This window comes from Pseudomonas sp. NPDC047961 (genome assembly GCF_050272435.1).
Taxonomy (GTDB): Bacteria; Pseudomonadota; Gammaproteobacteria; order Pseudomonadales; family Pseudomonadaceae; genus Stutzerimonas.
This window is the reverse complement of the sequence record NZ_JBNNMD010000008.1, coordinates 13947-38122: the sequence shown is the minus strand read 5'-3', so window position 1 is coordinate 38122 and position 24176 is coordinate 13947. Positions and strand designations below refer to the sequence as shown.

The 24176-nt window shown below is 56.8% G+C and carries 22 protein-coding genes and 1 pseudogene; 3 read left to right on the top strand and 20 right to left on the bottom strand.

Features of this window, described 5'->3' with window-relative positions; all coding sequences use genetic code 11:
- Window positions 1–63: 63 nt before the first annotated feature.
- Together ACQKIK_RS21700 and ACQKIK_RS21695 are read right to left on the bottom strand one after the other, a co-directional pair.
- Complete coding sequence (locus tag ACQKIK_RS21700) at window positions 64–2229, bottom strand: site-specific integrase (RefSeq protein ID WP_011914409.1); 2166 nt, start codon at window positions 2227–2229, stop codon at window positions 64–66.
- A pseudogene (locus ACQKIK_RS21695) lies at window positions 2226–2630 on the bottom strand (tyrosine-type recombinase/integrase); the annotation flags it as partial. The pseudogene ACQKIK_RS21695 and the gene ACQKIK_RS21700, both read right to left, overlap by 4 nt.
- Window positions 2631–2734: 104 nt before the next feature.
- On the opposite strand from ACQKIK_RS21695, the gene ACQKIK_RS21690 reads away from it, so the two are divergent.
- Complete coding sequence (locus ACQKIK_RS21690; protein ID WP_499137418.1) at window positions 2735–3601, top strand: DUF6685 family protein; 867 nt, start codon at window positions 2735–2737, stop codon at window positions 3599–3601.
- Window positions 3602–4349: 748 nt separating this feature from the next.
- Here ACQKIK_RS21690 and mobH read toward each other — a convergent pair.
- Together mobH and ACQKIK_RS21680 are read right to left on the bottom strand one after the other, a co-directional pair.
- Window positions 4350–6227 carry a MobH family relaxase gene (mobH, locus tag ACQKIK_RS21685; RefSeq protein WP_499137417.1) on the bottom strand — a complete coding sequence of 626 codons (1878 nt, stop codon included), beginning with the start codon at window positions 6225–6227 and terminating at the stop codon, window positions 4350–4352.
- 351 nt (window positions 6228–6578) lie between these two features.
- Window positions 6579–6917: a DUF3742 family protein gene (locus tag ACQKIK_RS21680; protein ID WP_041013389.1), complete on the bottom strand. Its 339-nt coding sequence runs from the start codon at window positions 6915–6917 to the stop codon at window positions 6579–6581.
- 187 nt (window positions 6918–7104) lie between these two features.
- Between ACQKIK_RS21680 and ACQKIK_RS21675 the strand changes: the two genes are divergently transcribed.
- Window positions 7105–7263: a hypothetical protein gene (locus tag ACQKIK_RS21675; RefSeq protein ID WP_499137416.1), complete on the top strand. Its 159-nt coding sequence runs from the start codon at window positions 7105–7107 to the stop codon at window positions 7261–7263.
- The gene (locus ACQKIK_RS21670) at window positions 7256–8233 is read left to right on the top strand and encodes a tyrosine-type recombinase/integrase (RefSeq protein WP_499137415.1); all 978 of its coding nucleotides are present in this window, start codon (window positions 7256–7258) and stop codon (window positions 8231–8233) included. Before ACQKIK_RS21675 ends, ACQKIK_RS21670 begins: the two co-directional genes overlap by 8 nt.
- A 25-nt stretch (window positions 8234–8258) precedes the next feature.
- Here ACQKIK_RS21670 and ACQKIK_RS21665 read toward each other — a convergent pair whose 3' ends face one another.
- The 16 genes from ACQKIK_RS21665 to ACQKIK_RS21590 form a co-directional block, all read right to left on the bottom strand.
- Window positions 8259–9341: a BsuBI/PstI family type II restriction endonuclease gene (locus tag ACQKIK_RS21665; protein WP_499137414.1), complete on the bottom strand. Its 1083-nt coding sequence runs from the start codon at window positions 9339–9341 to the stop codon at window positions 8259–8261.
- Window positions 9341–11146 carry an HsdM family class I SAM-dependent methyltransferase gene (locus ACQKIK_RS21660; protein ID WP_499137413.1) on the bottom strand — a complete coding sequence of 602 codons (1806 nt, stop codon included), beginning with the start codon at window positions 11144–11146 and terminating at the stop codon, window positions 9341–9343. Before ACQKIK_RS21660 ends, ACQKIK_RS21665 begins: the two co-directional genes overlap by 1 nt.
- 293 nt (window positions 11147–11439) lie before the next feature.
- On the bottom strand, window positions 11440–11658 hold the full coding sequence (locus ACQKIK_RS21655) for a hypothetical protein (RefSeq protein ID WP_499137412.1): 219 nt from the start codon (window positions 11656–11658) through the stop codon (window positions 11440–11442).
- Between the two features lie 110 nt (window positions 11659–11768).
- Window positions 11769–13295 (bottom strand): conjugal transfer protein TraG N-terminal domain-containing protein, encoded by a 1527-nt coding sequence (locus tag ACQKIK_RS21650; RefSeq protein WP_499137411.1) that lies wholly within the window; start codon window positions 13293–13295, stop codon window positions 11769–11771.
- Window positions 13296–13305: 10 nt separating this feature from the next.
- On the bottom strand, window positions 13306–13641 hold the full coding sequence (locus ACQKIK_RS21645; protein WP_041015696.1) for a hypothetical protein: 336 nt from the start codon (window positions 13639–13641) through the stop codon (window positions 13306–13308).
- Between the two features lie 13 nt (window positions 13642–13654).
- Window positions 13655–15031 (bottom strand): integrating conjugative element protein, encoded by a 1377-nt coding sequence (locus ACQKIK_RS21640; protein WP_121498516.1) that lies wholly within the window; start codon window positions 15029–15031, stop codon window positions 13655–13657.
- 46 nt (window positions 15032–15077) lie between these two features.
- Window positions 15078–16028, bottom strand: coding sequence for a TIGR03756 family integrating conjugative element protein (locus tag ACQKIK_RS21635; protein ID WP_121498533.1), 951 nt, complete (start codon window positions 16026–16028; stop codon window positions 15078–15080).
- 41 nt (window positions 16029–16069) lie between these two features.
- Window positions 16070–16495: a TIGR03757 family integrating conjugative element protein gene (locus tag ACQKIK_RS21630; protein ID WP_170915900.1), complete on the bottom strand. Its 426-nt coding sequence runs from the start codon at window positions 16493–16495 to the stop codon at window positions 16070–16072.
- Between the two features lie 147 nt (window positions 16496–16642).
- Entirely contained in the window at window positions 16643–16948 is a 306-nt protein-coding gene (locus tag ACQKIK_RS21625) for a hypothetical protein (RefSeq protein WP_230387631.1), read from the bottom strand.
- 7 nt (window positions 16949–16955) lie between these two features.
- Window positions 16956–19868, bottom strand: coding sequence for a conjugative transfer ATPase (locus ACQKIK_RS21620; protein WP_121498517.1), 2913 nt, complete (start codon window positions 19866–19868; stop codon window positions 16956–16958).
- A 2-nt stretch (window positions 19869–19870) separates the two neighbouring features.
- Complete coding sequence (locus ACQKIK_RS21615; protein WP_041015693.1) at window positions 19871–20299, bottom strand: TIGR03751 family conjugal transfer lipoprotein; 429 nt, start codon at window positions 20297–20299, stop codon at window positions 19871–19873.
- Entirely contained in the window at window positions 20280–21773 is a 1494-nt protein-coding gene (locus tag ACQKIK_RS21610) for a TIGR03752 family integrating conjugative element protein (RefSeq protein ID WP_121498519.1), read from the bottom strand. The genes ACQKIK_RS21615 and ACQKIK_RS21610 overlap by 20 nt, the downstream gene beginning before the upstream one ends.
- A complete protein-coding gene (locus tag ACQKIK_RS21605; RefSeq protein ID WP_121498520.1) occupies window positions 21760–22665 on the bottom strand; it encodes a TIGR03749 family integrating conjugative element protein in 906 nt (301 codons plus the stop codon). The genes ACQKIK_RS21610 and ACQKIK_RS21605 overlap by 14 nt, the downstream gene beginning before the upstream one ends.
- On the bottom strand, window positions 22665–23327 hold the full coding sequence (locus tag ACQKIK_RS21600) for a PFL_4703 family integrating conjugative element protein (protein ID WP_041015691.1): 663 nt from the start codon (window positions 23325–23327) through the stop codon (window positions 22665–22667). The genes ACQKIK_RS21605 and ACQKIK_RS21600 overlap by 1 nt, the downstream gene beginning before the upstream one ends.
- Window positions 23327–23734 (bottom strand): TIGR03750 family conjugal transfer protein, encoded by a 408-nt coding sequence (locus ACQKIK_RS21595; protein WP_230387629.1) that lies wholly within the window; start codon window positions 23732–23734, stop codon window positions 23327–23329. The genes ACQKIK_RS21600 and ACQKIK_RS21595 overlap by 1 nt, the downstream gene beginning before the upstream one ends.
- A 30-nt stretch (window positions 23735–23764) precedes the next feature.
- Complete coding sequence (locus ACQKIK_RS21590; protein WP_230387627.1) at window positions 23765–24151, bottom strand: TIGR03745 family integrating conjugative element membrane protein; 387 nt, start codon at window positions 24149–24151, stop codon at window positions 23765–23767.
- Between the last annotated feature and the right edge of the window lie 25 nt (window positions 24152–24176).

Below are 24176 nucleotides of genomic sequence, written 5' to 3'. Positions count from 1 at the left end.
CGCATAACTTAGGAGTAACGCGACAGGTATGTCTAGCGAGCCACTAGTCGCTTAAGAACTTTTCTACTTATAGCCTCCTCTTTCTCTCATCGATCTCCTCGGCATCCTGCCGTCTAGAGCCGGCACATTGTCCAGCTTTCGAATGAGGCTCTCCAGCTTTTCCAAGTCGCCCTCGGCAATGGCTCGCTCGTCGGGAGTTAAAGGCACGGCCTCCAAGTACCGTCCGATAGACGATTTGCTTTCCAATGCTTGGGCCCTTGCGCTGGCTTTCGGCAAGTTGAAGTCACACCCCGCACAGGCCATGCGATGTGGGCAGCTGCTCCAGAAGGGATTTGAACAATACGAGTCGCCCAAGTCATAGAAGGTGTAGGGGGCATCTGAATGGCGAACAATTACGTCATGATCGATCAAAACGGAGACCATATGGGCCATTTGATCGGCTTTAACGAAGGATGCTGCCAGCTTGGTAGGCCGAATTCGAATGTAATGCAAAGTCGAATTCGGCGAGCTATGTCCCGACCACTGCATTAGCTCGATCAGCGACATGCCCTGAGGGACGCTGGCGAGCGCCGTCACTGCGGAGGCACGTCCCCGGTGGCTGGTGATTCGCCCGCGACTGTCCTCCAGTGGCACACCCGCCTTGGCGCATAGCATTGGAATGATGGTGCCATTAATGACACTGGAGCCTATGCGCTTGCCTCGAAACTGAAATAGGTAGCTAACTTTTTCCCCGGTTCGCTCATCCAGCAAAGCGGCCTGGTTAGCAGGCCTGTCCTCCAGCCAGGCGTCAATGCGCTCCTTCACGACCACCGCTACAGGTTTGACGAAAGCTTTGAACGTCTTGCTGGCAGGAATATCGAGATAGCATAAAGTTTTTGCTGGAACGATGGTCCCATCCTCGTGTACCACATCATTGGTCTGAGGATGCGCGCATCTTTTATCCAAGCGCATGATTTCATTGCTGCGCAAACCAGCGTGCGTCCACACTACAGCAATGGCTTGAACCATCGACAGCGGATAGTGAATCTCCGAAAGCAGATCACTACGCTCAAGATTTAGACTCGCCCAAATCAGCTTGAGCCAGGTCGAGTCATCAATTACCCGCGGGTTGATACCCGAGTTGAATGTCACGGATCGCGGGGTGGCGAGGTGATGCCGGGGGCTGAACTTCAAACGACCCCATCCCCAGAGTTCAAAGTCTGTAAAAAATCGTCGCAAGGCATGTAGAAAGCCGCGCTTCGAGTTGGCAGCGATAGGCTGACCAAGCCCCTTTAGCTGTGTTCCCTTCGCTGACTCCAAAGCCCACTCACCGACCGTCATCCGGTCGACGGCAGCAATAAATGCAGCGCAAGTGGACATGCTCCAATCGGTAGGCGCCGCCATTCCTGATTGCTCGCGCGCTAGCCAGACACCGGTCCTCAAGATAAAACTGTAATTGCTTTCACGTGTGCGTGGACGCAAGGTGGAAGTGTCTCGCCATCGACGGCACCACATTGCCCAAGTCGGATCGATGCCTTCGATGCTTTTCGCCCGCCAACAGGTATAGCCTCGCATGCGTAAAGGTTTCGCCAAAATCCCCATGGCAGCGAGGCCGTGAGATACCTTTCCGACCGATCTCGCGACACCTTCGCTTCGATGCTGTTGGCCCTTCAGTAGCAGTTCCTCGGTGAATGTCTCCAACCGCGGATCGCCGTTTTCCAGCATCAAGGCACCCAGCACGTTGGAAAGGAACTGCTCAAGATGGCGAGCAGCGTAGCCCAGCGATCTCAACGCTTGGCTCAAGCGAACGTGCTCATGTCTGAACACGGCATGGCCGAAGATAAAAGAAGCATATATCGCCGGCTGCCGGAATTTGGCGATACGCTGCGGGGTTCGAAAATCGCCGAGATGGTAAGCAACGGAAGCGAGATATGGTCGTGATCCTGCTCGATTACTGAGCAAGGTCAACCACTGCGACTCAGACCAACACCAGTAGGGTTTACCGGTTTTGCTGACATTCCAGAGAATGACTGCCACTGATGAAATGGCTAATCGCTGAGAAACGCCGCTGTGCGCCGCTATATCAGCTAGCGGCCTCATGAGCTCAGGTATCTCTGATTGGAGGTAGCCCCAGTCTGAACGGTGAGAGCGATTCGAAAGTATGCTCAGCTCGATTTTCGATAGATCGCTCTGACGTACGTACTTGCTCGCGTCGAACGGAACATAAGGGGTGACTGAGGGGGTGCTCATAGCAATGCCTCAGACCCAAAGAGTTCACAGAACATCCGAGCATCGAGACTGCCGACGGAGTGCGCCATCTTTGCGGTTAAATCCGCGCCAGATAGGTGCAGGTAAATCAAAGTGGTTTTGGGGTCTCGATGTCCAGCATACGTGGTCAGTTCATGGAGCTTCCAGCCCGCACGGGCCAGATGGGTAAGCCGAAGGTGGCGAAAGGTATGAGTGCTCAGGTGCGATAGTTTCGCTTCCTTGGCCCACCCTTCAACCGTTTTACTCCACGCCCAACGGGACAGTGGCGAGCCTCGATTACGATCTGATGCTGATCGAAACAACGAACCTCGCATCCAGCCAGCGCCGCGAAGAGCATGTAGATGCTCTATCAAGACAGGTGCAATGTCTGGGCTGTAGCACACATGGTGAATGCATGACGATAGATCAGCCCCTCCCATTCTGGCGCAGAGCAGGAACATTTCTATGGGACTCAGTGCGTGAGGACTGTGGGTATCCTGCAACGCTCATGAAGCTGATTAAGAGCTCAGTCGAACTTAACTCGCCCATCCAGGAAACAGCAAAAGGTATTGGTGCAGGAGCTGTTGTTAGGTGGCACGAGTTCGGATCTCTTATTTATGAGCGTGGGATATATCGCGATAAGCTGAATGGATGGACCCACTGCCGCACCTATGGTCGGTATGGCTCGACTAGCATCGAATGCGCCCCACTATTACGCATCGGCAGCGAGATGCAGATCGAACGGTGGCGGTGCGACATCCAACAGGTAGATGGCTTCGCCGCGTCGAAATCCGAACTCAAGGAGTTCGCCACTATGGATGACATGGTGGAAAGAAACTCGACCGAGTTGATCGACGAAATATCTCCGGAGAAGTTGGCGAAGAATCTAGCTTGGCCTGAAATTCGAATCATCGGCCAGGTCGATCACGATTATTTCGCCACTTGGGCTTGGGACGGACGAGTCTTTCTGATGAACTCCGGCGGTTCGCATCACTTCGCGGCCGCCAAATACATCGCGGCGCGGCTTGAACAGCCGGTTGAGCTGACCGGAACCTATAAAATCTATGGGTTAAGTGAGCAGGCAATAACTGAGCTCAGACGCGAATATGGCATATTCGTATTGTCGCACGAGCCAGATGCCTGGTTGGGGTTTAAGGATGCTATGGCTCGTTTCAAGGCAACGTACTATTGGAAGACGTTGCCTCGCCCACACAACCACCAGCGTTGCGCAATTTTTCTGCCGCTCAAGGAGAAGCGCTCTGCACTGGTAGCAAAAATCCTCAAGGAAAACAATTTTCAAGACCTAGGCGCTTACTTGGCTGGCCTAGCCGGCCAATCACAAGCACTCATCAACAAAGTCAGTCCTCCATCATGAGGGTAGCCCAGACGCCTGCGGAATCCTTGTTCTATGCACGGTCCTGAGTGGGTGCTCTCCCTAGTTCGTTTCGTCTCGCCCGATACCAGCTTTCGACCCCCAAGGTCATTGCTCTAGGCAACATAGCTGCAAATACCGTTACAAGTATAAGAGAACATCCGGCGAGCCGTAGATATTGCTCATTTATCAGGCCTGAACCGCCCACTAAATATGAATCGTGGATGGCGCCAAGCAACATCAGCGGCACCATTGCAAGCAATGCATAACCGAATAATGGCAGCCACCTCCAAGCTGAGAACGAGGCGAGAAAGAACATGCGCATAGTCAGCGGCAGCTTCTCCCAGTCCCGTGCAATCCGGCGCTTCCAGGCGTCGCCGTCTGCCTCAGACAAAGAAAGGTAGTGCTGAGAGCCTTTCAAGCCTTCTTCGATAACTCATGGGCTTATCGTTGTCCTATGGGTTAACTACTTGGCCGCCCTTCAGAAATGAGGACCACCATTTCTGATATTCGTCCGCTTCGAACGTATGGTTCACAGTCGAACCATCGGCCAACTTTAGACGAAACTCTCTTTGGCCATAAAGCATACCTTCGTTGTCTACTTCCTCTGCCTCTAGGACCGCCAAATATTGATAGCGGCGAGAGTGGGGTAGGTGTTTTTTCCACAGCATATAGGTCTCCTCAGACTCAAGTTATTGCCCGCGTGGCGCTAGTCCGCGTCAGAGCGCAGGCAAGGGTCTATCCGATGTCTCTAATGCTCGTCCTGACTCTCACAAAGTTTGAGGTTGGGATTATCCAGCATCTCAGTTGTGAATACGTCGCCTGGTTTTTTTAGCATATAGCCCTTCAGTGTTTTCGTTTTCCGAGGCCCAAACACTTCGCACGTCCAGATGTTATGTCCGTTGTTCTTCTTCACGTGAAGCTTCAGCTTTTCGAACGACTTTTGGACCTGCAGCCAGGGCTGTCCTTCGCCAGCCTTCGCGGAGAAGAGCGTCGGATGCTCTTGGGCATACCTCCTGAATATTTCAGGAGTCACCAGAAAAGCCGTGCCGTTAACAGTGTGAACCTTGGCTTTTGCATCATTGATAATGATCTTGTGGGTGCCCACACCGACCTTCAGCCAGTGCATGAACTGGTGCCCCAGCGTGTCACCGGCCGGCCCGGCGATTGTTGTCGCCGGGGCAGTTACAGGCTGATCCTCCGACTCCGCAGGTTGGACCTCGGATCTACCCGGCATAGCCGGGGCAGGAACCGAGGTGGTCGGTGCGTCACGCATATCCATCAGGTCCAGAAGGTAGTCCGTATCATCCATCTCAGTGGCATGCGCGCCATGGTCATCGGCTGCTGCAGGTTTCGTTACTGGCGGCTCTACCGCAACTACATCCCCTTGCTGAACGTTGCAGCTGGGCTTTTCGGCCAGATCCTCAGCCGCATGGGCGACGGGAGCTAGGTTCGGACTTTCTGATTCGGCAGGTTCTTCATTTAGAACTTGAACCGATCCACCGAAGGGTTCTGGACGATCCTCTCCAGCTGACCATATGAGTGAAGGCGAAACCCTCAAGAATGTGAATGTGTTCTTCCACCCCGTAGGGCTTAGGACTTCGGCATCCCAGATGGCCTTCCCAGCGGGATTCGCCACTATCAGGCCGTTATCCTGAAAGACATTGAAGAGCGTTGAGTTGCGGTCCGGAACACCCTCAATCCCCTGGCTGAGCAGGTGAGCACGCAGCCGATCCGAAACGGTCTTGCTAACCAGCCAGATCGCATCGGCCGTGATCCAGCCATCGGAAGCCTCTGGTTGATTCAACTTGAGCTCGTTCTTCATCAGGTAGCGCAGCCCATCGAGAAGCTGACGCTGGAGCGTGTTACGCGGTGCTGCCACAGCTCGGTCTGGATTGCCGCCAAGCTCATGGGCGACCGACGCTTGGTCAGACCTTACAACGATGTCCCCAAGAACCCCGGAGTGTTCAAACTGGCCAGCGAGGACGTACAGCAAAGCACCCCAGAGCTCTGGATACTGCGACAACCAGTTCATCACCTCGGAAGGAATCACCTGCGTATACAACAGTCCTGCAGCAGCCCCATGCAGTTTGTACTGGCGGCCTTTCACATACTGGAATCGGTAGTCCTCCTTCATCGGGCCGTCCCATGCACGCCAGATATCACCGCTGCGAAGCTGTACTTTGACATCGACTGCTACCTTGCCTATGTCGTGCAGGAGCGCTGCGAACACAACCGCCGCGGACCAAGCCTCGGACTGGGCCGACTGAACTTCTGGTGTGCTGCCGACCGGCAAGACGAAGGACTGACGCAGTTTTAGGGCATACGCGATGATTTCCAGGCCATGGTCGATCATGCCGCCCAAGTAGGCATGATGATGATTTTCGGATGCTGGTAACTGCTGGACTATTTCCGCGTACCGCTTGATAGGGGCGAGGTAGAGTTTGTTGAATTGATCCCGGTTCACCGACGTGCGGTGCCAGATGTTTTCGAGCAACAACTGCCGACGCGGCGTGGCAAGCAGCTCGTCCGCAGACATGTACGGAACGAAACCATCAGCGTTTCTTTGCGCATTGTCAGCCGGCGCCGCGCGAATGAATGGGATCCACGCCAACATTCGGCTACGCATATCTGCACTCCAGCAGATATCGCTGTCCAGGCTGATACTTCATACACGGCACTGCCGAAGGCACGCTGCCGCCCCTTTGCACTTTGCCCTTTGGCCTTTTCACGAGTTATCTGTCCTCTGAGGCGATTACCAGGGGGGTCGTTGTAACCCTTTCAGGGTAGGGCTTTTACCTTTGAAGCCCCATTCCATTAACCCCTTACCCTTTCCGCTGTTCCAACCTTTTACCTTTTCGCACAGTCGATCAACGGAAAAGATGATCTGGCCGACCACCCTATTTATGAGCACCTAAAAACGGCCCATACGAAAAAGCCCGCGTCGTGCGGGCTTCTCCGATGGGATGTTCAGTGCTGCTTAGCCGATTCGGGCGCCATCCTTGTAGAGACCGAACCCCTCATTGCCTTCAAACAGCTCTGCTTCCGAGTAACTTGGCTGTGACACCAGATCCCCGACCGTCTCACCGGCCCTGATCTTGGAGATCACTCCAATTGCACACAGAACGAGCAAGGTTGGAACAAACAGGAAGTAGAGCAGCGTCGCAACAACTGCTGCTCGAAGGACGACTCGAATCGTGAACGCGATCGATCTTGGCAGGAGACCTAGGAGCTGTCCCTCGGCAGAGGCATACCCCTGATAGGCGCGACCAACAAACCCACCGATTCGCATCGCCGCTGACTGCTGTTTACCGGCCATAACTGCAACCTCACGTCAAGCTTTTTCCTCTGTTAGTTTCAGAGTAGCGCTCTTGGCACACACTAGCAATTAAATAACGATAAAATACGTTATCGTTAGTTTTTACGGCCCCTAGAGCCGAAGGTATTGCGCTATGCCATGTCGTGACAGCCAATGGAGAGGGGAACCCATCAAGAGAACGTTCCCCATGTCCGACGACAACACTTGCCCGCTGTGTGGCCTTCCCTATCAGGCTGTGGAATGGATCGAGGATCTATCCGGGATCGGTGACGACTTCACTGACCTGATGATCTTCCAGGACGACGATGAGCTGTGCGCCTGCATGGCAGAGGACGAGAATGAATGATCTGATCGCGCAACCAGACGGTGTCCTGCAGGTCGCAAGTGAGCGCCGCCTCACGGCAGCCGAGTTCCAGGGCTTGGCCGAAGTGCCAGCCGCGGCCGAGTGGTTTGCGAACTTGGACAACCCGCGCACGCGCCGGGCCTACCAGGGCGATATTGAGGACTTCAACAGTTTCATTGGTATCAGCAGCCCGGACCAGTTCCGAGCTGTAACCCGGGCGCATGTCCTCGCCTGGCGCCGTCAGCTCGAACTGCGCGGCCTGGCCGGGGCGACGATCCGGCGCAAGCTGGCGGCGCTGGCCAGCCTGTTCGATCACCTGCTTGAATGCAATGCCGTCTCCGGCGGGAACCCGGTGCATGGGGTGAAGCGTCCGAAGATCGAAAGTAACGAAGGCAAGACACCGGCGCTAGGCGATTTCCAGGCGAAGGCACTGCTCGATGCACCGGATCCGTCGACAATCAAGGGCATGCGTGATCGGGCGATTCTCGCGGTGTTGCTGTATCACGGCCTTCGTCGCGAGGAGGCAGCACGACTTACCGTCCCAGATCTACAGGAACGTCGGGGCATCAAGCATTTATGTGTTCACGGTAAAGGCGGCAAGCTGCGGTACCTGCCTTTACACCCGGTTGCAGCCGAGCGGATCTATGCCTACCTCGATGCGTCAGGTCATCACCTGGAGCAGGAGAAAGCGCCCTTGTTTATGCCTCTACGCGGTCGCAGCACCGGCTCCGGCGTGTCGGCCAATGGCATCTACGCTCTGGTGGGGGCGTATGCCCGGGCGGCCAGCATCGAAGTGGCGGGGCTCGGAGTGCATGGGCTGCGAGCCACGGCCGCCACCAATGCGCTTGAACACGAGGCCGACATCGCCAAAGTTCAGCAATGGCTGGGGCACGCCAATATCAGCACCACGCGAATCTATGATCGGCGAGCATCCAGACCGGAAGACTCGCCCACCTTCAAAGTGCGTTACTGATATTGAAAGGCCTGCATAGACGCAATCAGCCTTGATTTGTAACCAATTGGTTTAGGCTAGACAGCTGACTGGTTCCATCTCGGAGCATGAAAATTTTGTCGGGCTCGCTCATGAACCAGGCGAACGCCCCCCAGGCCAAACCGGTGACGGTCTTCTTGAAGCCCGCCGACTGCCGATCTGCATACGCGGTAACAAAGGCTACTTGCGAGCGGTTGAATCCACCCTTATCCGTTAGCTCGAACAACGCTTCTTGCCTGCGCGAGGTGACAGCTCCATCGGTAGCTACCACCTCGATAAAGACAATCAGGGGGTCCTTCGGCCCGAGGTCTACAAGGATCAAGTCGGGCAGGTTTTTCTGCGCCTCGATGTCGAGGCCAATGCTCGATGCCATGCGCAGGTCTTTGATGGCGACCTTGTTGCTCGACTCGCTGAGCCAGAGAACCGCTGGCTTCTCCAGGAACAGCTTGGAGAAAACCTCCACAACTGCCCGTGAAATCTGCGAGCTTGGACCATGGGCTAGCGTGCGGGTTTCACCGTTAGGAAAGTGGACCAGCACGCCTTCCTTGTCAGCTGCTCCCATACGCATCAACGAAATTCGGGCCAGGGCACCTTTGTTCAGGTGCTCCTCTTGCCACTTGAGAATGGCAGCTTCCAAGGGCTCGCCTTGGAGTGCTGGATCGAACAGGGCCGCTAGGTCAGTCTTGAGCGCGTATCGTGGAACACCAGCTGTGGTGGCTACTTCTTTATCTTCTAAGACAGCGCCTACGGCTATCAAGCCCTCGCGGAGGGTCTCATCGCGAATCGGCTCGCGGGTGTTGTCTGCGTACCAGCGTTCACCAGGGACTTTGTACTTCCGCTTTCGCAGGTTCGTCCTGTAGCTGATTCGCGCCTCGTCGCTGCCATCCGCTGCTTGCAGGTCGGTCATGCGATAGACATGCACCGGCCCTAGTCGCACCGTGGATTGCTCGACGGCCCCGATATATAGCATGGTGAACACTGTGCTGGCCGACAACTCGCGAATGCAGTACGTTCGATTTGGAGTTCCTTCCGGGAAGATCAGCGGGAGCCTTTCAGCGACCAGTTCCCTTGGTACGTAAGGTGGCAGCACTACATATCCCCTTCAAATAATCGACTGCATGCAGTCTCGATGGCTTCGCGGTCGGCCCCGGCATCGACCAACCGTGTCAGCTCCACGAGATCCTCGGGTGCTGGCAGCGGCAGCGATTCCAACTCGTAGGCCGAGACCGCGACGGAGCCACTGACGCAGCGGAACGCGCGATCTGCGGCCGCGCTGTTGATGAATGCCCCAAGCACCTCGGCGCTAACTTGGGGCGCTTCGGTGATCGGACGAATCATGTTGATGTGGTTCTCGACGACGACGCCGCCATGCTTCTCCAGAAACTCGGCGGGGAGTGCGGCGGCAATCAGGCGGCGACTCTGTTCCTTGGCCGTGGTCCGTTGTAGTAGGACGCAGGGCTTGGTGGTCACAAGCCAGTTATCCCCGGCTTTTAGCTCGAAGTAGGGAGCGTGATTCTTCTTGTCCGCGCGGAACACGAAATGGCCATCGGCTGTAATTGCCTCGGCCCAAATCAATGGCAGGCGCTTGCTGCTTGGGCGCTGCGCGAGCTGGCTCTTGAAGCGGTTCCACACCAGCGGGCCAGTGCTCACACCATAGCCCCAGTCGGCCAGACGGTGAGGCATGTGGGTAAGGCATTCGACCAAGGCGCTTTGCTCAGTCGTACGCGGCAAGAGCCAGGGTTGCGATGGGTCAGCGGGGAGGACGATCTCACCCGTGTGCTGGACCTCAAGCCCGTCCCTTGTGGGAGTAATCTCGGCAACGACGACCGGGGCGCTATCCGCGCCTCGACGATAGGTCGTCAGAGCGGTTTCCTGCAGCACGTCATCAAAAACACCCTTGCGGGCGGTGACAAAATCGATGGTCAGCGGCGGCGCTGAGCGCCCAAGCAAGGCCCGTAGATTCTTGAAGTAGACGCCAGCCAGGAAGGAGGTCGGCGTCACGTAGGCAATCAAGCCGCCCAGCTTGGTATGGCGCAGCGCCAGATCGGTGAACAGCCCATACAGGTTGGCATGACCATACAGCGAGCGTTTGTAGCGCTCGCGTGTCTCTACATCGAGCTTGGCCCGTCCATATGGAGGATTGCCGATCACTAGGTCAAAACGGTCTTTCGGTGGGCTGCGACGCAGCGAGTCGCAAACTGTCACCATGACAGGCAACTTGCGCCCGGCCAGCCGGCTGATCGGCAGTACCACGGCATCCAGAGTGACCTGGCTGAGCCAGGCCCCGAAGGGATCGATCTCATAGCCCCGTAAGCGATTGCCGATGCTCTGCAGCAGCAGCTTCGGGCTGCAATCCTTCTGCTCGTCCATGATCCGCTGTGCGATGGGTGCTAGGAAGGCCCCCCCGCCACAGGCTGGATCAAGCACGCGGCACTTCACCCAGTCGACATTGGCGGCCGTTACTTGGTCAATCAGGCGGGCGGTCAGAACAGGAGGAGTGTAGAAAATGCCGTACTCCCCGCGATGCTCGGCCGGGAGCATGCCGGTGTAGGTCAAGCCGATCTGATAGGCGGCTGTCTCGGCATCGAAATTCGAAGCAGTTCGGCCAATGGTTTCCGCAATTGCGGCGGCGGCCTCTGGCAGCGGCTCGGTAGGGAACGGCTGGAGCGGCGAGCGCAGTTCCTGGGGAACGATATCAACGCTGGTCAGGCCACGCCACCAAGCTTCGACCAGGCGAACGCCGAACGCACGCGCCAGGCCCAGCTGGTGATCGGCTGGGAATGTGTTAGCCAAGGCGCGGGCCATGACTCTGGCGGAGGCCAATACCTGGCTCGGGGACTCCGCAACCGTTTGGTCTGCCTGCCGTGCCTGTTTCGCCTGTGCCGTGTGAGTCATATTCCCCCCTATTTTCGCGGGCCGGGATTCTACAGGATTCGGCATGCACGCCGACCGCTATTGCGCAATACTGCGTGATAAAGTGGTACCCAACAATCGCAGGAGAGGCAGTTATGCAACCGAGTTACCCTCAGCTCGAGCCGGGGCAAGTAGTACGCAGCGTTTTCGGCGAGCATTTGGTGGTCGCATCGCAACTTGGATGTCAGGTCTTCATCCAGGGTAGGTCCGACTGGTTCCATCCGACGAAGCTGATTCCAGTGACCCCTGCAAGCGAGACGCCCCCAATCAGCTAATCAGCTTGCATCCTCTCGTGCGGCCTGGCGCTCGACCTGTTGTTTCTCTGCCTTAGCCAGCTCGTTCTGGAAGGCCTCATCCAATAGGCTTCTCCGCTTCTTCCACGGCTTCCGCTCGGGCTCAGGTTGCGCTGCATAGAGAGTAACCTCACCGCCGTACACCTCCTGATAGCGCCGCGCCTGGCGTTCAAGCTCGGCCCGCAGTTCGTCCTTCGTCACCTATCCTCCCGTCGGCCCGACAGTATATGTATAAGTATACAGCCTTATGCTGTTGCCTTAGCACAACAGCATACCCGCCTCGGCCGAGGCGTATTTGAGATAAGCCACGCTTAGCCTTTGACGCCTTTCATCAGCATGCCACCCCCTTTGCCACCAGCATCCTTCACGCCACTTGTACCCATCTGAAGCCCTTGTAATGCACCGCCCGCGGCGAACCCGGCCCAGCTCAAGGCACCGATCCAGAACAGGGGAAGGAAAATGAAGACCGCGGCCATTACATAGTTCAACACCATGTCCCCCGTCGCGTTGTTCAACCCCATCAGGGGGTTGAGCGTGGAGTGCGGGGCGCCGCTGCCGTACATAGTGTCGATGATCGTCGAATCCAGCCATCTGGCCAGCTGAAGCCAGAATTCAACGAAGAATATCCCGAAGTAGATCATCGACACGGTAGTAAGTGTCTTCAGGCTGTACGTTCCCATGACTAGGACAAACGGTAAGCAGACGACCATGGCCAGCTTGATAAACGAAAGCACCATCGGTAGAGCCTGGCGGACTTTATCCATCGCTGGAAAGTAGGCCAACGCTCCTGCAGCTGCGCCGATGTCGCTGGCCACCCGCGCTGTTGCGTTAGGCAATGTGTGTCCGACCTGCCCACCGTAATCAGCGTAGACCTGGCCCAAAGTCATCGATTGCTGGGCGGGCGCGACTACAGCCCGAATAAGCGAGTCGTTGATCTCTTCCTGGCTTCGGTCGGCAAGCCAGTTGCTAAAGCGCTCAAGGAGGGTCGGCTCGATCTCGCCGAGCAAACGGCTACGAAGCCCGATGTTCTCATCGGCCCACCATTCTCTGCAGGTCGGGTAGCCGCCACCACTGCCGACACGAGCAAGGCCCTCGTCTCGTGACTCACTATAAGGCCAGTCAGCTCTGGGCTTGGTGGAATTGAATGTACCGTAGTAGTCCCCACTCTCCAGAAATGTTTTAGACCCCGGCCACGAGACATCATAGAGCTGCTCCTCAGAGAGCTCCGGGCGATCCTGAAACATCTTCGCACGCGATGGCGCATAGCAGTCCCGAGTGAAGTCAGCGACTTCTTGCGCAAGAAGGGGATCCTTGACGCGCGTGGTATCGACCTCCATACGCATCTGCCGCAAGTCGAAGCCGCATGGTATGGCGGCAATGCTGGAACTGGTCACAGCACGGGACACAGCGTGCATCATGAACCACCACACCGGGACCTTAGCGCTCTGCCCATTGAGAGTAGAGAATGACGCGCCATAGGCGGTGTCTTCAGGGTTCTTCGTCGCTTCGCCTGTGGGTACGAATGCCTGACATTGTTTGCTTCGCTCGGTATTGAACTCGATCGTGGAGAAGTCGACGGTGACGAGTGGCAGGACTGCAAAGATCAGAACCACAACAGCAACCCAGATCCGCGTCTCGATCCTGTACGCGGACAGCATGCCCTTGTTGCCCTCATCGGCACCTTCGGCACGAGCGCGGAGCCACTCCTGCACGACAATAACGAAGAAGGGGACAGCGAAAAGCCCCGTGTCCGCAAGCGTCCCCCATATGCCATTGCTGACGATCCAAGACACAAGCGTTAGAAAGTACTCAAGGTAATCCGTCGTGTAGAGAGTCATTGGTTCGTACCTAGATGAAGCCGGCTTTAACCAGCTCGAACAAAACTACCGTTAGGCCAACCGCGATCTCTACTCGGCGCAACCGCTTACGTGCCTCTGCGGATGAGTCGCGCTCAATAAGCTTGCGTTTGAACCAAAGCCAACACCAAACCATTGCCGCATAGACAAGGCAGCGCCAAACAAACAGGAGAGGCGCAGCTTCCTCGAGCATCCGCTGCCACTCGCCTACGCCGCCGACCACGGACACGCCCCAAGACATGGCGACCAGGCTGACGACAAACAGGGCCATGATCGAGGCGACACCTAACCAAAGGCCTCTAGAGCGCAGAATTTTCATGATGGCCATCTATGTCGCCTCCCTATCGATCGATCTGCTGCAGGCGATCAGGCACGGGGTCACCTTGGAACACGCCACGAGAGTTCTCACGCTTCTCCAGGTTGCGGTCGATGATCGTCTTCGCTGCGTTTCCACTGAGCGAACGCCGCAGGTCTAACTCAGTTTTGAGGTTATCCAGATCCTGCTGCAGGCTGCGGTTCTGCTTATCAACCGCCGCTAGCGCGAGGTCATTGGAGGCTACATTTGGTTCGCGGGTACCGGCGAACAAAATACGAACCAGCAAGAGAGCTTTCTCAACAACGCTTGACAGCGCGATCTCGGAAGCCAGCCGGCGCGTCAGCAAATCCTGGTCCTCTTCCTGGCGTAAAGCCTCAATCAGACGTCGGGTGACAGGGACGGAAGCAGTGCTTGCTTCCTTCAGGTTTTCCAATGTTGTTCCAGTGTTTCCTGAGACCAGATTCTCCAGCGCCGTCAGCTTTCGCTCGTACTCTTCTTGAATCAGCGGGGTAAGCCCTACCCCGGGAATGGTCGATGTCTTGGTGCAGCCCTCGCAGGTCTGTTGCTCTTCTTCACCAAGTACCCGAACGGCAAATGCCGCTGCAGCCTCAGGACTTTCCCAGGCATCACAAACTAGCCCGTCGTTACAATCCTCTTCACTGATCGAGGAGGTTTCCATGACAGCTCTTTCGTTGAGGAGGTTGTATCCGGCTTTGGCGATGTCACTGACTATCCGGATCGGCTCCTGGCCATCACCTCCCGCGTTCTGGCCACCGACCCAAGGAACACCGTAACGGCCGCGACTCTCCTCTGCCTCGGTCACGGAAGAAACCGCATCCTGATCAGAGGAAAGAATGGCTTCTCTCATCGCTTGCCCTTCCGCGATCTGGCCCCAGCCCATTTGCTGACCGGCTGCGTCGGCCATCCGCTCGGCCATTGCCCGACACGTCATTTTGCTGCGATCGAAGTCAACCCGAGCCTGGAGAATGCCGTTGGTGAGGAGGTTATAGAGCGCGGGGTTTGCGCGCTGAATGATAAGAGCCGGCAGCGATGCGACTGCGCTGGTAGCGTTCTGAATGACGCTACTCATGATGTTCTGGAAACCCTGTGTAGCACCGTTCAACTGGTTCTGAAGGGTAGTGCTCAGACTCATATTTCCGCAGACCAAACTGCTATTCCAGCCGACGCCTACACCGAGACTACGCATGCTGCCCGCTCGCCCCATCCCGACCGCGCTACCACCACCGACGCTATACAGCACATCATCAGCTATCACATTGCCTGAGGCTTCGTACCCATACTCGGCCGCGGATACTGGTTTTGTTCCCATCGTCAGAATTGCGACCGCCAGCGAAGCAACCAGCAGAGAGGAGCGAAGGGGAGGGGTGCCGGCACCTTTCATCGATAACCTCACTGTTCCAAAGTCCGTTGTCGGAGATTCAATATCGTCATTCGGATTCGCCAGAATCACTGTCTGACCCAGTTCCACCAGAGCCCGACTGGGCAAAATCGACGCTGCCGAGAAAGATCTGCCCTTTACGCTCACAGCAGCTATATGGCCGCCAGAGAGCCCATGCATAACCACCATCTACGGCCTGTTCGCGCTTCATGTCGTGAGGAAAGACTGCACAGGTATCCCTCAATGTCGGTACGAGCTCCTGCCACTTGTGGTTGGTAATGTCGCCTTCCACGATCGGCTCGGGAGGCCAATACCCATCTTTCTCGTCTGCAGTGATTGGTAGGTACACATGCGGTTGCCAGGTGCGGGTGACGATATCGCCTGCACGCTGAGCCATGACTGCTGATGCCTTGTGATCGTCAACCTGGTGAAGGAAACCTTCGCGCGGATAGACGTTGCCCCACGTGTTGCCTTCGAATATCCCGCCAACTTCCCGCACACCTGGTGTGAGAGCTTGGGGATAGGCCATCTCGGGAATGCCGAATCGCCATGCAGTGGTATCCAGAACACTCAAGAAATAGGGAACGTAGGGGATTGTTGCGCTATCGCAGATGTACCCAGTTGACTGCGCGAACTCGTTGAGCAGAGTGCCGGGGTGACCGATGACATCGACGTTTTTGAAGATGCTCATCTCATTTTCGCGCTTATGGTTGGTCGTGCTGTTGCCGCCGTCCTGTGCCGTCCCGGTCGGACCACTGTACGAGGCAACCTCAGTCCATGGGTTTTGACCGGTTACTGAGTAGCTGGACACGACCGTTTCAGGAATGAAGTGCCGCACCTTGACCGACGTTTCGACGTCACAGCCGAAGTTGGTGCATCGCAACCAAAAGCAAATGCCGACCACTTGATATTCGATGCAATCCTCGCTCAGCGCAGACTGCACGAGGGTGGATGTTTCAATCGCCAGGACCGGTGAGGAAATCACCAGGGCGCCGATCATCACGGAACGGCGAATCCTGTTCAGCTTCAGGAGGGCCATAGCTAGTTCGCCCCCTTTTGATAAGCGTCGATTAGCTCCGTGGCTGCAGCTACATCCGCCAGCCCGTAGACGACAAAGGAACGGTCAACGACCACAGCGGGTATTTTCTGGACCCTCAGGCCTCTGGCGTCTGCAACGTCCTGGTAGGCCCGCCTAAGCTCTGCCGTTATTCGGCGTCCTTCTTCGCTGGACAGCCTCTTCTTGGCTGAAATAGTCGCTAGCTGCGGGTTCGTCGGCAGGCCCGCGGACAGGGCTTTCGTGAGTTGCTCCGCTCGGTCTAGTTCAATAACCCTGGCATCGCCGGCATTGGTGACAGGATGGTGGCTGTCCGTAACGACAATCGTCTCGGCTAGGCACGAGCCGGCCAGTAGGCAAAGTACGGGTCCAACGCTGGCTGGAAGCGATCGGGCGATTCGGAAAGGGTCCACTGGACTGCACCTCGCGGTTCATTTGAGGACAGTCAAACGCAATCCCGTTAGCCTTTCCGCAAACAATGCGAATCTCGCGAATCACTATTTTCTTGGGGGGCGTTGCGATGAGAAAAGGGGCCTGCGGCCCCTTCGATCAGTGCCGGTTTACCGGCAAACCGGCAAATTGGCAGTACATGCCGGCAGGCGGATTTCGGGGAGGTCCAGAGTGGCTCTGATTTGAAGTAGCTCCTCTGAGGCGTCATCCGGTTGAGGGTGTCGAGCGAGCCACTCCTTGAGGTTCTCGACAAGAGAGGCGCTTATTTCACGACGATCGACAGCAAAACTTCGTACAACCTGTAACGAGTCAATCAGCGCGGGAGCCCCGACTTGCAGCGATTGCAAAGCTGCAGCCGGATGCTCACGAAGCAGATCAGTCAAAGTGTCGATCAGCTCCTGGGTTACAGTGTCCATAGCTCGACTACTCATACTGTCCCCCCGCATTGTCCCGCTTGATGATCTCAAGGCCGCGCGCTTTATCTATGCGTTCCGCCATGAGGATCGCCGCATCCACTTCCTCGCAACCATGTTCGTTCATGATCCGATAACGCTCGTTCTTTTCGTCCGGCTCCGTCATTGCGAGAGCCAGGTACAGGCTCGGCGGCACGGTACGGAATAACAGCTCCATGGACTTGCTGAGAACAACACCTTCGGCATATTTGTGCTTCTCCTTGCGGGCCGAGAGCATCAAGGCTTTCTGCGATTCGTTCAGCTCACGGAAACGTGCGATCTTGCCGACCTCATCTGGCGGCATGCTCAGGCAGATCCACCACTCGATCATGTTCAACATCGGCGCGGCTTCAGGGGGCAAGTCGTCGACGTTCTGAGTAGCCAGCCAGAACCAAGCCCCCAACTTCCGCCACATCTTGGTGATCTTCACCACGTAGGGCGAGAGCAGGGGGTTCTTGGTGATGATATGTCCCTCGTCCGTCACGTTGATGATCGGACGCCCGAGGTATTGATCGCGCTCTGCGATGTTGTTCACCGTGTTGATGAGCGAGATATATGCGATGGAGAGCTGTGCTCCGTAGCCCTCCCGGGCATACGTGGCAAGGTCGACAATAGTGATGTCAGCCTCGGGCCAAGGAGTGCCTTCACGATTGAACATGGAGCCATCAGCGCCCTGGCAGAACATATCCATTGCGTCGCCCATCTCAAGCATACGGTGCCGTCGGGACTCTGGCATCGACTCGTCACGTCCCGCCGCATGAAGGGCATCCCTCACGTCCTGTGTCAGCACGGTTCGACCTTCGCGCTGGCAGCGTTCTGCCGCTTTCAATATGCACTGGCGGATCGCGCTTCGATCAGCCCGGGACATGCGAGCGTCTTCTTTGGCTTCGCCCCCTGTGATCATGAGCCGAGCTGTAATTTCCAGCTCTCCTAGGATGTCTCGCTCGTCATCGTCATCAGAGCTTTGAGCGGGGGTGTTCTTACCACGACTTTGGAGATCGTCCTCGAGATCCTCTTCTTCGACGTTCAGCCGGTTTTGCTGTTCGGGCGTAAGCAGCTTCGTGGCGTCTGCAAAGGGAGCCAAGCTGACCCCGGTGCCTGGAGCAAGCTTGACTCGGTTTACGGTAAGCCCCATCCGGGCCGCATAGTCCCCAGTCAGCCCAAAGGAGTTTCCGGCTTCTACGATGAAAATCCGAGGGCGATAGATAGCCAGCACCTGATGGATCAGCGAGTTTAGCGTTGCTGATTTGCCCGCGCCCGTCGGACCGAACAGGAACAGGTGAGCGTTCATCTGTCGATCGAGCGGGTTGAGCGGATCGAACGTGACCGGTCCGCCGCCACGATTGAACACTGTAAAGCCAGGATGCCCTGTGCCCTCACTCCGTCCCCAAACGGGACACAGATTGGCGACGTGCTGGACGAACATGAGGCGCGTGTACCATTCAGCGTTTTTCACCGATGGGTCAAAGCAGGCTGGGAGCCACCGTAAATAGCTGTTAAGCGGTGCTACTTCATCATGCTCTCGTACCGGCAGTAGGCCGTTGTTCAGCAGCACGTTATGCAGCTGTAGCGTGCGGTCGTCCAGCTGCTGGAAGTCATTGCCGCGAATGTAGAAGCCTATGCTGCATTGGTAAAGCTTATGGGAGCTGCCGAGAATCGTTCGGGCTCGATCGATGTCTTCGCGTGCCTGAGAAGAAGCCAGGGTGTCGCCAACGGACTTTTTCCCTAGGTAATTGAGCTTGTCCTCAAGGATGTCTTGCGGGGTAACAACCATCGTGATGCACAAGGTCGTGTCCTCAGGCATCTGATCGAACAGGGCATTGATCGCGTCCCCCCCTTTCTTGGTCTCCCCTGTGAGATGGCCGATTTTTGGGGCATTGCGCAACCTATCGACCATCACGACGCGGTGAGGCATGTCGTCGAAATACCAAACCCCGTTCTGGACGTCGGAGATGGGCTGGTTGAAGAAAAGGCGATCGGAAAAGTCCCTGCCGGTAGCTAGCTCAAGCTCTCCTGGTTCGGTGGTTTCAGGGTAAGCGGTTAGACGATAAAACTCGTCCTTATCATCCAGCAGCTTGGGGTTAGGGTTGAACCAGCGCAGCAGCCAATCATGAATTTTCGCTTCGTTCATGCGTGTGGCGCGTACATTCGAGTTGGCCAGCCCGCCCACTAGTCGATCACAAATGGTGTTCAGCTCATCTTCTGGAGCCTGGCCACGTCGAGCTGTACTACCGTTGGCTCGCCGGTAAATCACCATCCGCACTTGGCGCATCTGCCCACGCCACGGTAATCGGGAGACGGCCGTATCTTCGAACAATCCACCCGGTCGAGAGACGCCCTTGAGGTGGTGAGCGAAGTCACGTAAGTAGCTTTCGGTGAATTTCGTACCCTTCGCACGTGGTTGGATGTAGTTCGCTAGACGCTCAGTGAAGGGGTCCCAGTTCGTATCCTCTCGTGCATAGAACTGGCACACCCAATTCTGATCATCGTGTTCGTCAAAGCTGTCCTGCAGGGCATTCTCGAGCCCATCCCGCACTGCGCGGAGCCAATCGGGCTCCCGTCCTTCAGTGCCGACTGCAGAGAGTTCAAAGAACGCTGCTACCGAGACTGCATCTTCGAGAAGCATGCACTCGCTATCGGGCAAGTACTCAGCCCACGGCAGCATACGGACAAACGAAGGTGGCACGTCGTATGCTCGGCGATAGTCCGCCTCCGACACAGCGCTCCGATCGCCTTCAACTGCTTCGCCTGGCTCAGGGATGCCACGCTCACGTAGCTTCGCGAGATGTTCCTCCCAAGCATCCGGGCGCGCAGCTCCCCGTTGAGCGCGCCCCTGCCCCAGTGCAAACAGCTTACCCAGCGAAAATTTTGCTTGGCTCGTCATGGTCAGTAGTCCTCGGTCCGCTCACCTGGCATTGCGTATTGAACCCGCTGATACAACGGGAACACCGTGCTGTAACCTGGGATCGGAGCCGGATCGGTCCCAGCAAGGTGCGGATACACATACATAACCAGGTCAGGGTTGGGCAGGCGCTTGAACTGGCTATAAATCTCATTCTGAGCCGTTCGCGTATATCTGGCGTTTTCCTCCTGAACCGAATCGGATGTCGATATCGCCCGGCGAAGATCCTGTCTCGCGTCCAGCAGCTTTCGCTCGCCTATGCCCCCTGCACCTCCTCCAGTGCTGTGCATCCAGACGTCCATCATCGTCTCGTCCCCATGAGGCAGCATCTCGTCCTTGGTGGTCGTGCAGCCTTGTAGTGCAGCAGCTATCACAGCGATCACCGCTGCAATCTCAATCGAGCGTCGAAGCATGAGTAGCCCCCATTGCGTACCGGACCTTGCGGCCCTTGATTTCATAATCGATCTGCAATTCTTGATCGATGTGGATAGCGACCTTGGCGTTGGGCTGCACGTAGATGGCTGCGAAGGCTTCTCCATAGAGCTTGTTAACCCAGTCCGAGATATCGCTCACGCCGCTGCTGAGGATCTGCTGCATCGCCTGGTTACCGGTTACGGTGGATGAAGCGAACTGGCCTGAACCGGTGCTCCCGAAGACGGCTGTTCCACTTTTGCTTTCGTCTTGGTTTCCGAGAAGGGTGGCGACACCGGCCCCTGCAGCAGTCACGAGGCTCTGCGTGCCGATGTATTGTTTAGCGTTGCTCTTACGCTCTCCCGCGATACACGGAATGCCGTATGGGTCACTGATCCAGCCCAGTCCTCCCTGAATCTGATCCAGCTGCCGGCCATTAGTCTGGTTGGTTCCGCTCTTAGCCTGAGCTGCATCCTCAGGGGTAGGGAGGGTGCGTACAGTTCCATCGTTAAATACAAAGGTGATGCTGCGGACCTGACCTCGTACGCACGACAGAGTCCAGTCACCGGTCGCTGTGCCACTGACGACCGCGCCGGCAACCTCAGGCAGATCAATTCCATTGGCAGTAAGGTTTTCTGCGCCGACGATGACCTTGAACGGATATGGGTCATTCACTGTTCCATCGATCGGTACCCGACCAATCAGAGCGGTCATGGCCGTGGAACCCATCAGCGTGGAGTTCTGAGGCACGGTGTATACCGGCTTGACCTCCTTTTTCTTCGCCCCCCCGGGGGTCTTCGCTACTCCAGTGTTCAGCTTCGCTTGAGTGCTATCGACGGCTTCGCCAAAGCTGGTAGGGAAACTGTAGCTGTCACTCTTCGCCCTAGAAGAACCGCCCGCCTTCGGGTCTGCCTGGCGCTGGTCCGACGGCTCGATCCAAACCATGCTCTCGCCGTCGCTGGCGAACTCCGATCCTTCTCCCTCCTTCAACCCAAAGCCCACAGGTAGTTCTTTCTCGTCCTTGCTGCCGGGCAGGCGGTTCTCATACGCGCTTCGGAACTTATCGAGCAGGCTTCGAGCTTCTTTCTTTGCCCTTTCTACCTCCTCACGGTCATCCTTAATCTTGGCGCGCTCCCCAGCCAGGCCAGTTGCGATGCGGGAGTCGATGTCACGCTCACGAGCCCTGAGCCGTTTGTTCTCTTTCATCAACTCTTCATTTGCCGCTTGAGCTGTTTTCATCTCGGTACGCATGGCTTTGACTTGGCCCACCAAGGTGGCCACGGTGTCCTGTGGCGTGTCGCCCTGGATGCCCAGGTTTTCCATCTCTTCCTCAGAGAGCACCGGAACCTCGACAACGTCTGTGCTCGCCTTGTCGACTTTGCCGTTGTTGATGACTTTCACGATGGCCAATACCAACACCACCGCAACACCTGCAGCGAGCCACTTGAGGAGTCCAGTTGATTTATTTATCGCCATGGTTGGCCCCTCCCAGATTGCTGGCCGAGTCCACCTGGCTCAGGGTTGGCAGGACTGACTTGGCGAGGTCGCGACCTCTAGTGACCAGGTAAACCACCGTCGTATCGCTTGGATCTCCTCGCCGCCCCAAAAAGGAATGCTGGAAGGTAGCTGTCTGCAGGTCACCCTGCAGAGCACGCGGGTCCAGATCGACAGGGTGCGCAGACATGTTGGTGAGCTTCACGGCAGTGACCCAGTAATCACTTAGCCGCCACGCTGCCAGGGCTCGTGCTCGAACAGGCAATGAAGGCGCAAGCGTTGATAGATCGAGACGGGGATGTATGTTGACCTGGGCAATGCCTTCGACCGGCTCCACCGTCCGCAGAGGCGCGTACAACGACTGGGCTGCATAGCGGGTAAGCACTACCGGAATCGGCGTTTCTCGCGGCTGCTTAGTAAGCTCCGCTGGCCCTGCTTCGTCCTCTTCTACTTCATCACTGCTGTCAGAAGCTCTGCCATAACGCTCCGGTGCGGTATCCCCCCGCACAATCTTCACCGGCTCAAGCTCCGGTGCTCCGTCCTCCGCGGCAGTGGCAGCAATGTCGACGAGGATCAGTTCACCAGTGGTTGCAGACTGAAGTTGTATCCGTGTCGGTTCGATCGGCTTGGAGGCCAGCAGGTAAATGGCACCGCTAGCACTCTGCACACGGACATCATCGCGAATGGAAGATGGGATGCCGACGCGCACATTTTGATCGACAAAGATAATGCGCTCCTGTCCAACCTGAAGGTGTACGGCCAGAGGCAAGCGCTCCCACCGCATAATCTCTACTGCATTAGCCGAGCCGCTGGCGATCACCACCAGCCAGGCCAGCAGCCGCCTCGTGCGCAAGCGCAATTGTGTCCGAGCCATCACTTGACCTCCGTGGATGTTGCAGCTTGTTCATCAGGAGTTGCGATACGCATCGGCGCGCTTGAGTAGCAGTCCAGGGCCAACCCCCACGGGTTCTTTTCCGCGTCCTTGTCCAGGCGAACGACTCGAATCGGATAGCGAACGAAGGTCCGCTTCACCGGCTCGGAGGAGTAGTACTCGTCCGTTGCCAGATCGAGATTGACGATCCAGTCGTTAATCGACTGCTGCTGTACTCGCAGAGCCTCGTCATCGGCATAGCCCCGGCCAGGCAGCTCATAAACACCACGGACCCGACCTTTCAACTCATTGTTTTTGTTACGGAACTCGTAGTCACCTTCAAGGAACACCTTGCAAGCTGGAGTGAGGTAATTCTGTAAAGCGTGGATATTTCGCTTGTAGTCTTTGGCTCCATCGGCCGGCCAGCTATTGAGCTGCTGGAAGATGTAGCTGGTGAACGCGTAGATATTCTCCGGCGGAATGTCCCACCACATACGCGAGCTACCTGACCGGAGATCAGGCGGCACGTGAATATTCAGGCTGTCCGGCGCTGTCTTCATACCGTAGATGCCATAGGCAGCAAGCATGCTTACCAAGAGCAACGCAATTCTCAGTGAGGTCACGTGCCCCTCGAGGCGGCGCACCTCGTTTCTGACTCTGCTCACTATCTTTCCCCTCGCCGGTGATACCAGACCCCTGAGCGCTTGATCAGATCCTGCCCACCCGTCCATGCCATCAGCAGAGGAAAGCGGTTTGCGATCCGCCACTGAAGATTGCGGTAGAACCAATCGTCCGGCCGGCCTCGTTTCACCCTCCGCAGCACTCGCCCGCCCAAGCCGATGCCCAGAAACACCGCTACGAGCGCTACTGTCGGGACCATGGCAATGGAAGAGAAAACGATGGCGAAAGGAACGCCGAGAACCAGGCCTGCAATCGCCGAGGACAGCCCTACGAAGAACAGCTCATTGGCCGTCAAACCCAGCACAACAATGGGCTGCCTGTTGAGGCGGTTCGGCAGAAAATTCACCGTGCCCTCTGATGTGAAGCTGATCGGGTCATGACTGTCCATCATTGGATCTGTCCTCGGGAGCAGGAGCTATCGTCAAAGGATCTCGGAGGCTTTGGTGACCATCCAGATGACCAGTACGAGCAAGATGCCGCCGACGCCGACGGTTGCCCCGAATTGACCCCATGTAGCCTTCCGCGTCTGGACTTCGCCATACACGTTGAATGAGTGATAGGCCACGCCAAGGAAGGCGATGCTGCAAACAGCAAGAGCCAGCAGCAGGATCACGTCATAGCCGTAGTTCTGCCAAAGCTCGAGGATTCCACTGCCTCCACGGGATGGCTGCTCGACCTCTGGTAGATCGGCGCGTGCGGAGGTCATCGCACCCATTCCGATCGAGGCAAGCAGCAGCCCCTGGTTCTTCTTCGAGCCTACCCAGTCGCTTACACGGGCCATTGGTGAGATACGCGCGGTTGCTTTCATGAGATGCCTCCTTGGGCATTGGTTG

Excerpts from the sequence above, each read along its gene's own strand:
- ACQKIK_RS21700 (WP_011914409.1), bottom strand. The coding sequence starts at position 2,229 with ATGAGCACCCCCTCAGTCACCCCTTATGTTCCGTTCGACGCGAGCAAG.
- ACQKIK_RS21690 (WP_499137418.1), top strand. The coding sequence starts at position 2,735 with ATGAAGCTGATTAAGAGCTCAGTCGAACTTAACTCGCCCATCCAGGAA.
- mobH (WP_499137417.1), bottom strand. The coding sequence starts at position 6,227 with ATGCGTAGCCGAATGTTGGCGTGGATCCCATTCATTCGCGCGGCGCCG.
- ACQKIK_RS21680 (WP_041013389.1), bottom strand. The coding sequence starts at position 6,917 with ATGGCCGGTAAACAGCAGTCAGCGGCGATGCGAATCGGTGGGTTTGTT.
- ACQKIK_RS21675 (WP_499137416.1), top strand. The coding sequence starts at position 7,105 with ATGTCCGACGACAACACTTGCCCGCTGTGTGGCCTTCCCTATCAGGCT.
- ACQKIK_RS21670 (WP_499137415.1), top strand. The coding sequence starts at position 7,256 with ATGAATGATCTGATCGCGCAACCAGACGGTGTCCTGCAGGTCGCAAGT.
- ACQKIK_RS21660 (WP_499137413.1), bottom strand. The coding sequence starts at position 11,146 with ATGACTCACACGGCACAGGCGAAACAGGCACGGCAGGCAGACCAAACG.
- ACQKIK_RS21650 (WP_499137411.1), bottom strand. The coding sequence starts at position 13,295 with ATGACTCTCTACACGACGGATTACCTTGAGTACTTTCTAACGCTTGTG.
- ACQKIK_RS21645 (WP_041015696.1), bottom strand. The coding sequence starts at position 13,641 with ATGGCCATCATGAAAATTCTGCGCTCTAGAGGCCTTTGGTTAGGTGTC.
- ACQKIK_RS21640 (WP_121498516.1), bottom strand. The coding sequence starts at position 15,031 with ATGAAAGGTGCCGGCACCCCTCCCCTTCGCTCCTCTCTGCTGGTTGCT.
- ACQKIK_RS21635 (WP_121498533.1), bottom strand. The coding sequence starts at position 16,028 with ATGATCGGCGCCCTGGTGATTTCCTCACCGGTCCTGGCGATTGAAACA.
- ACQKIK_RS21625 (WP_230387631.1), bottom strand. The coding sequence starts at position 16,948 with ATGGACACTGTAACCCAGGAGCTGATCGACACTTTGACTGATCTGCTT.
- ACQKIK_RS21620 (WP_121498517.1), bottom strand. The coding sequence starts at position 19,868 with ATGACGAGCCAAGCAAAATTTTCGCTGGGTAAGCTGTTTGCACTGGGG.
- ACQKIK_RS21615 (WP_041015693.1), bottom strand. The coding sequence starts at position 20,299 with ATGCTTCGACGCTCGATTGAGATTGCAGCGGTGATCGCTGTGATAGCT.
- ACQKIK_RS21610 (WP_121498519.1), bottom strand. The coding sequence starts at position 21,773 with ATGGCGATAAATAAATCAACTGGACTCCTCAAGTGGCTCGCTGCAGGT.
- ACQKIK_RS21605 (WP_121498520.1), bottom strand. The coding sequence starts at position 22,665 with ATGGCTCGGACACAATTGCGCTTGCGCACGAGGCGGCTGCTGGCCTGG.
- ACQKIK_RS21595 (WP_230387629.1), bottom strand. The coding sequence starts at position 23,734 with ATGATGGACAGTCATGACCCGATCAGCTTCACATCAGAGGGCACGGTG.
- ACQKIK_RS21590 (WP_230387627.1), bottom strand. The coding sequence starts at position 24,151 with ATGAAAGCAACCGCGCGTATCTCACCAATGGCCCGTGTAAGCGACTGG.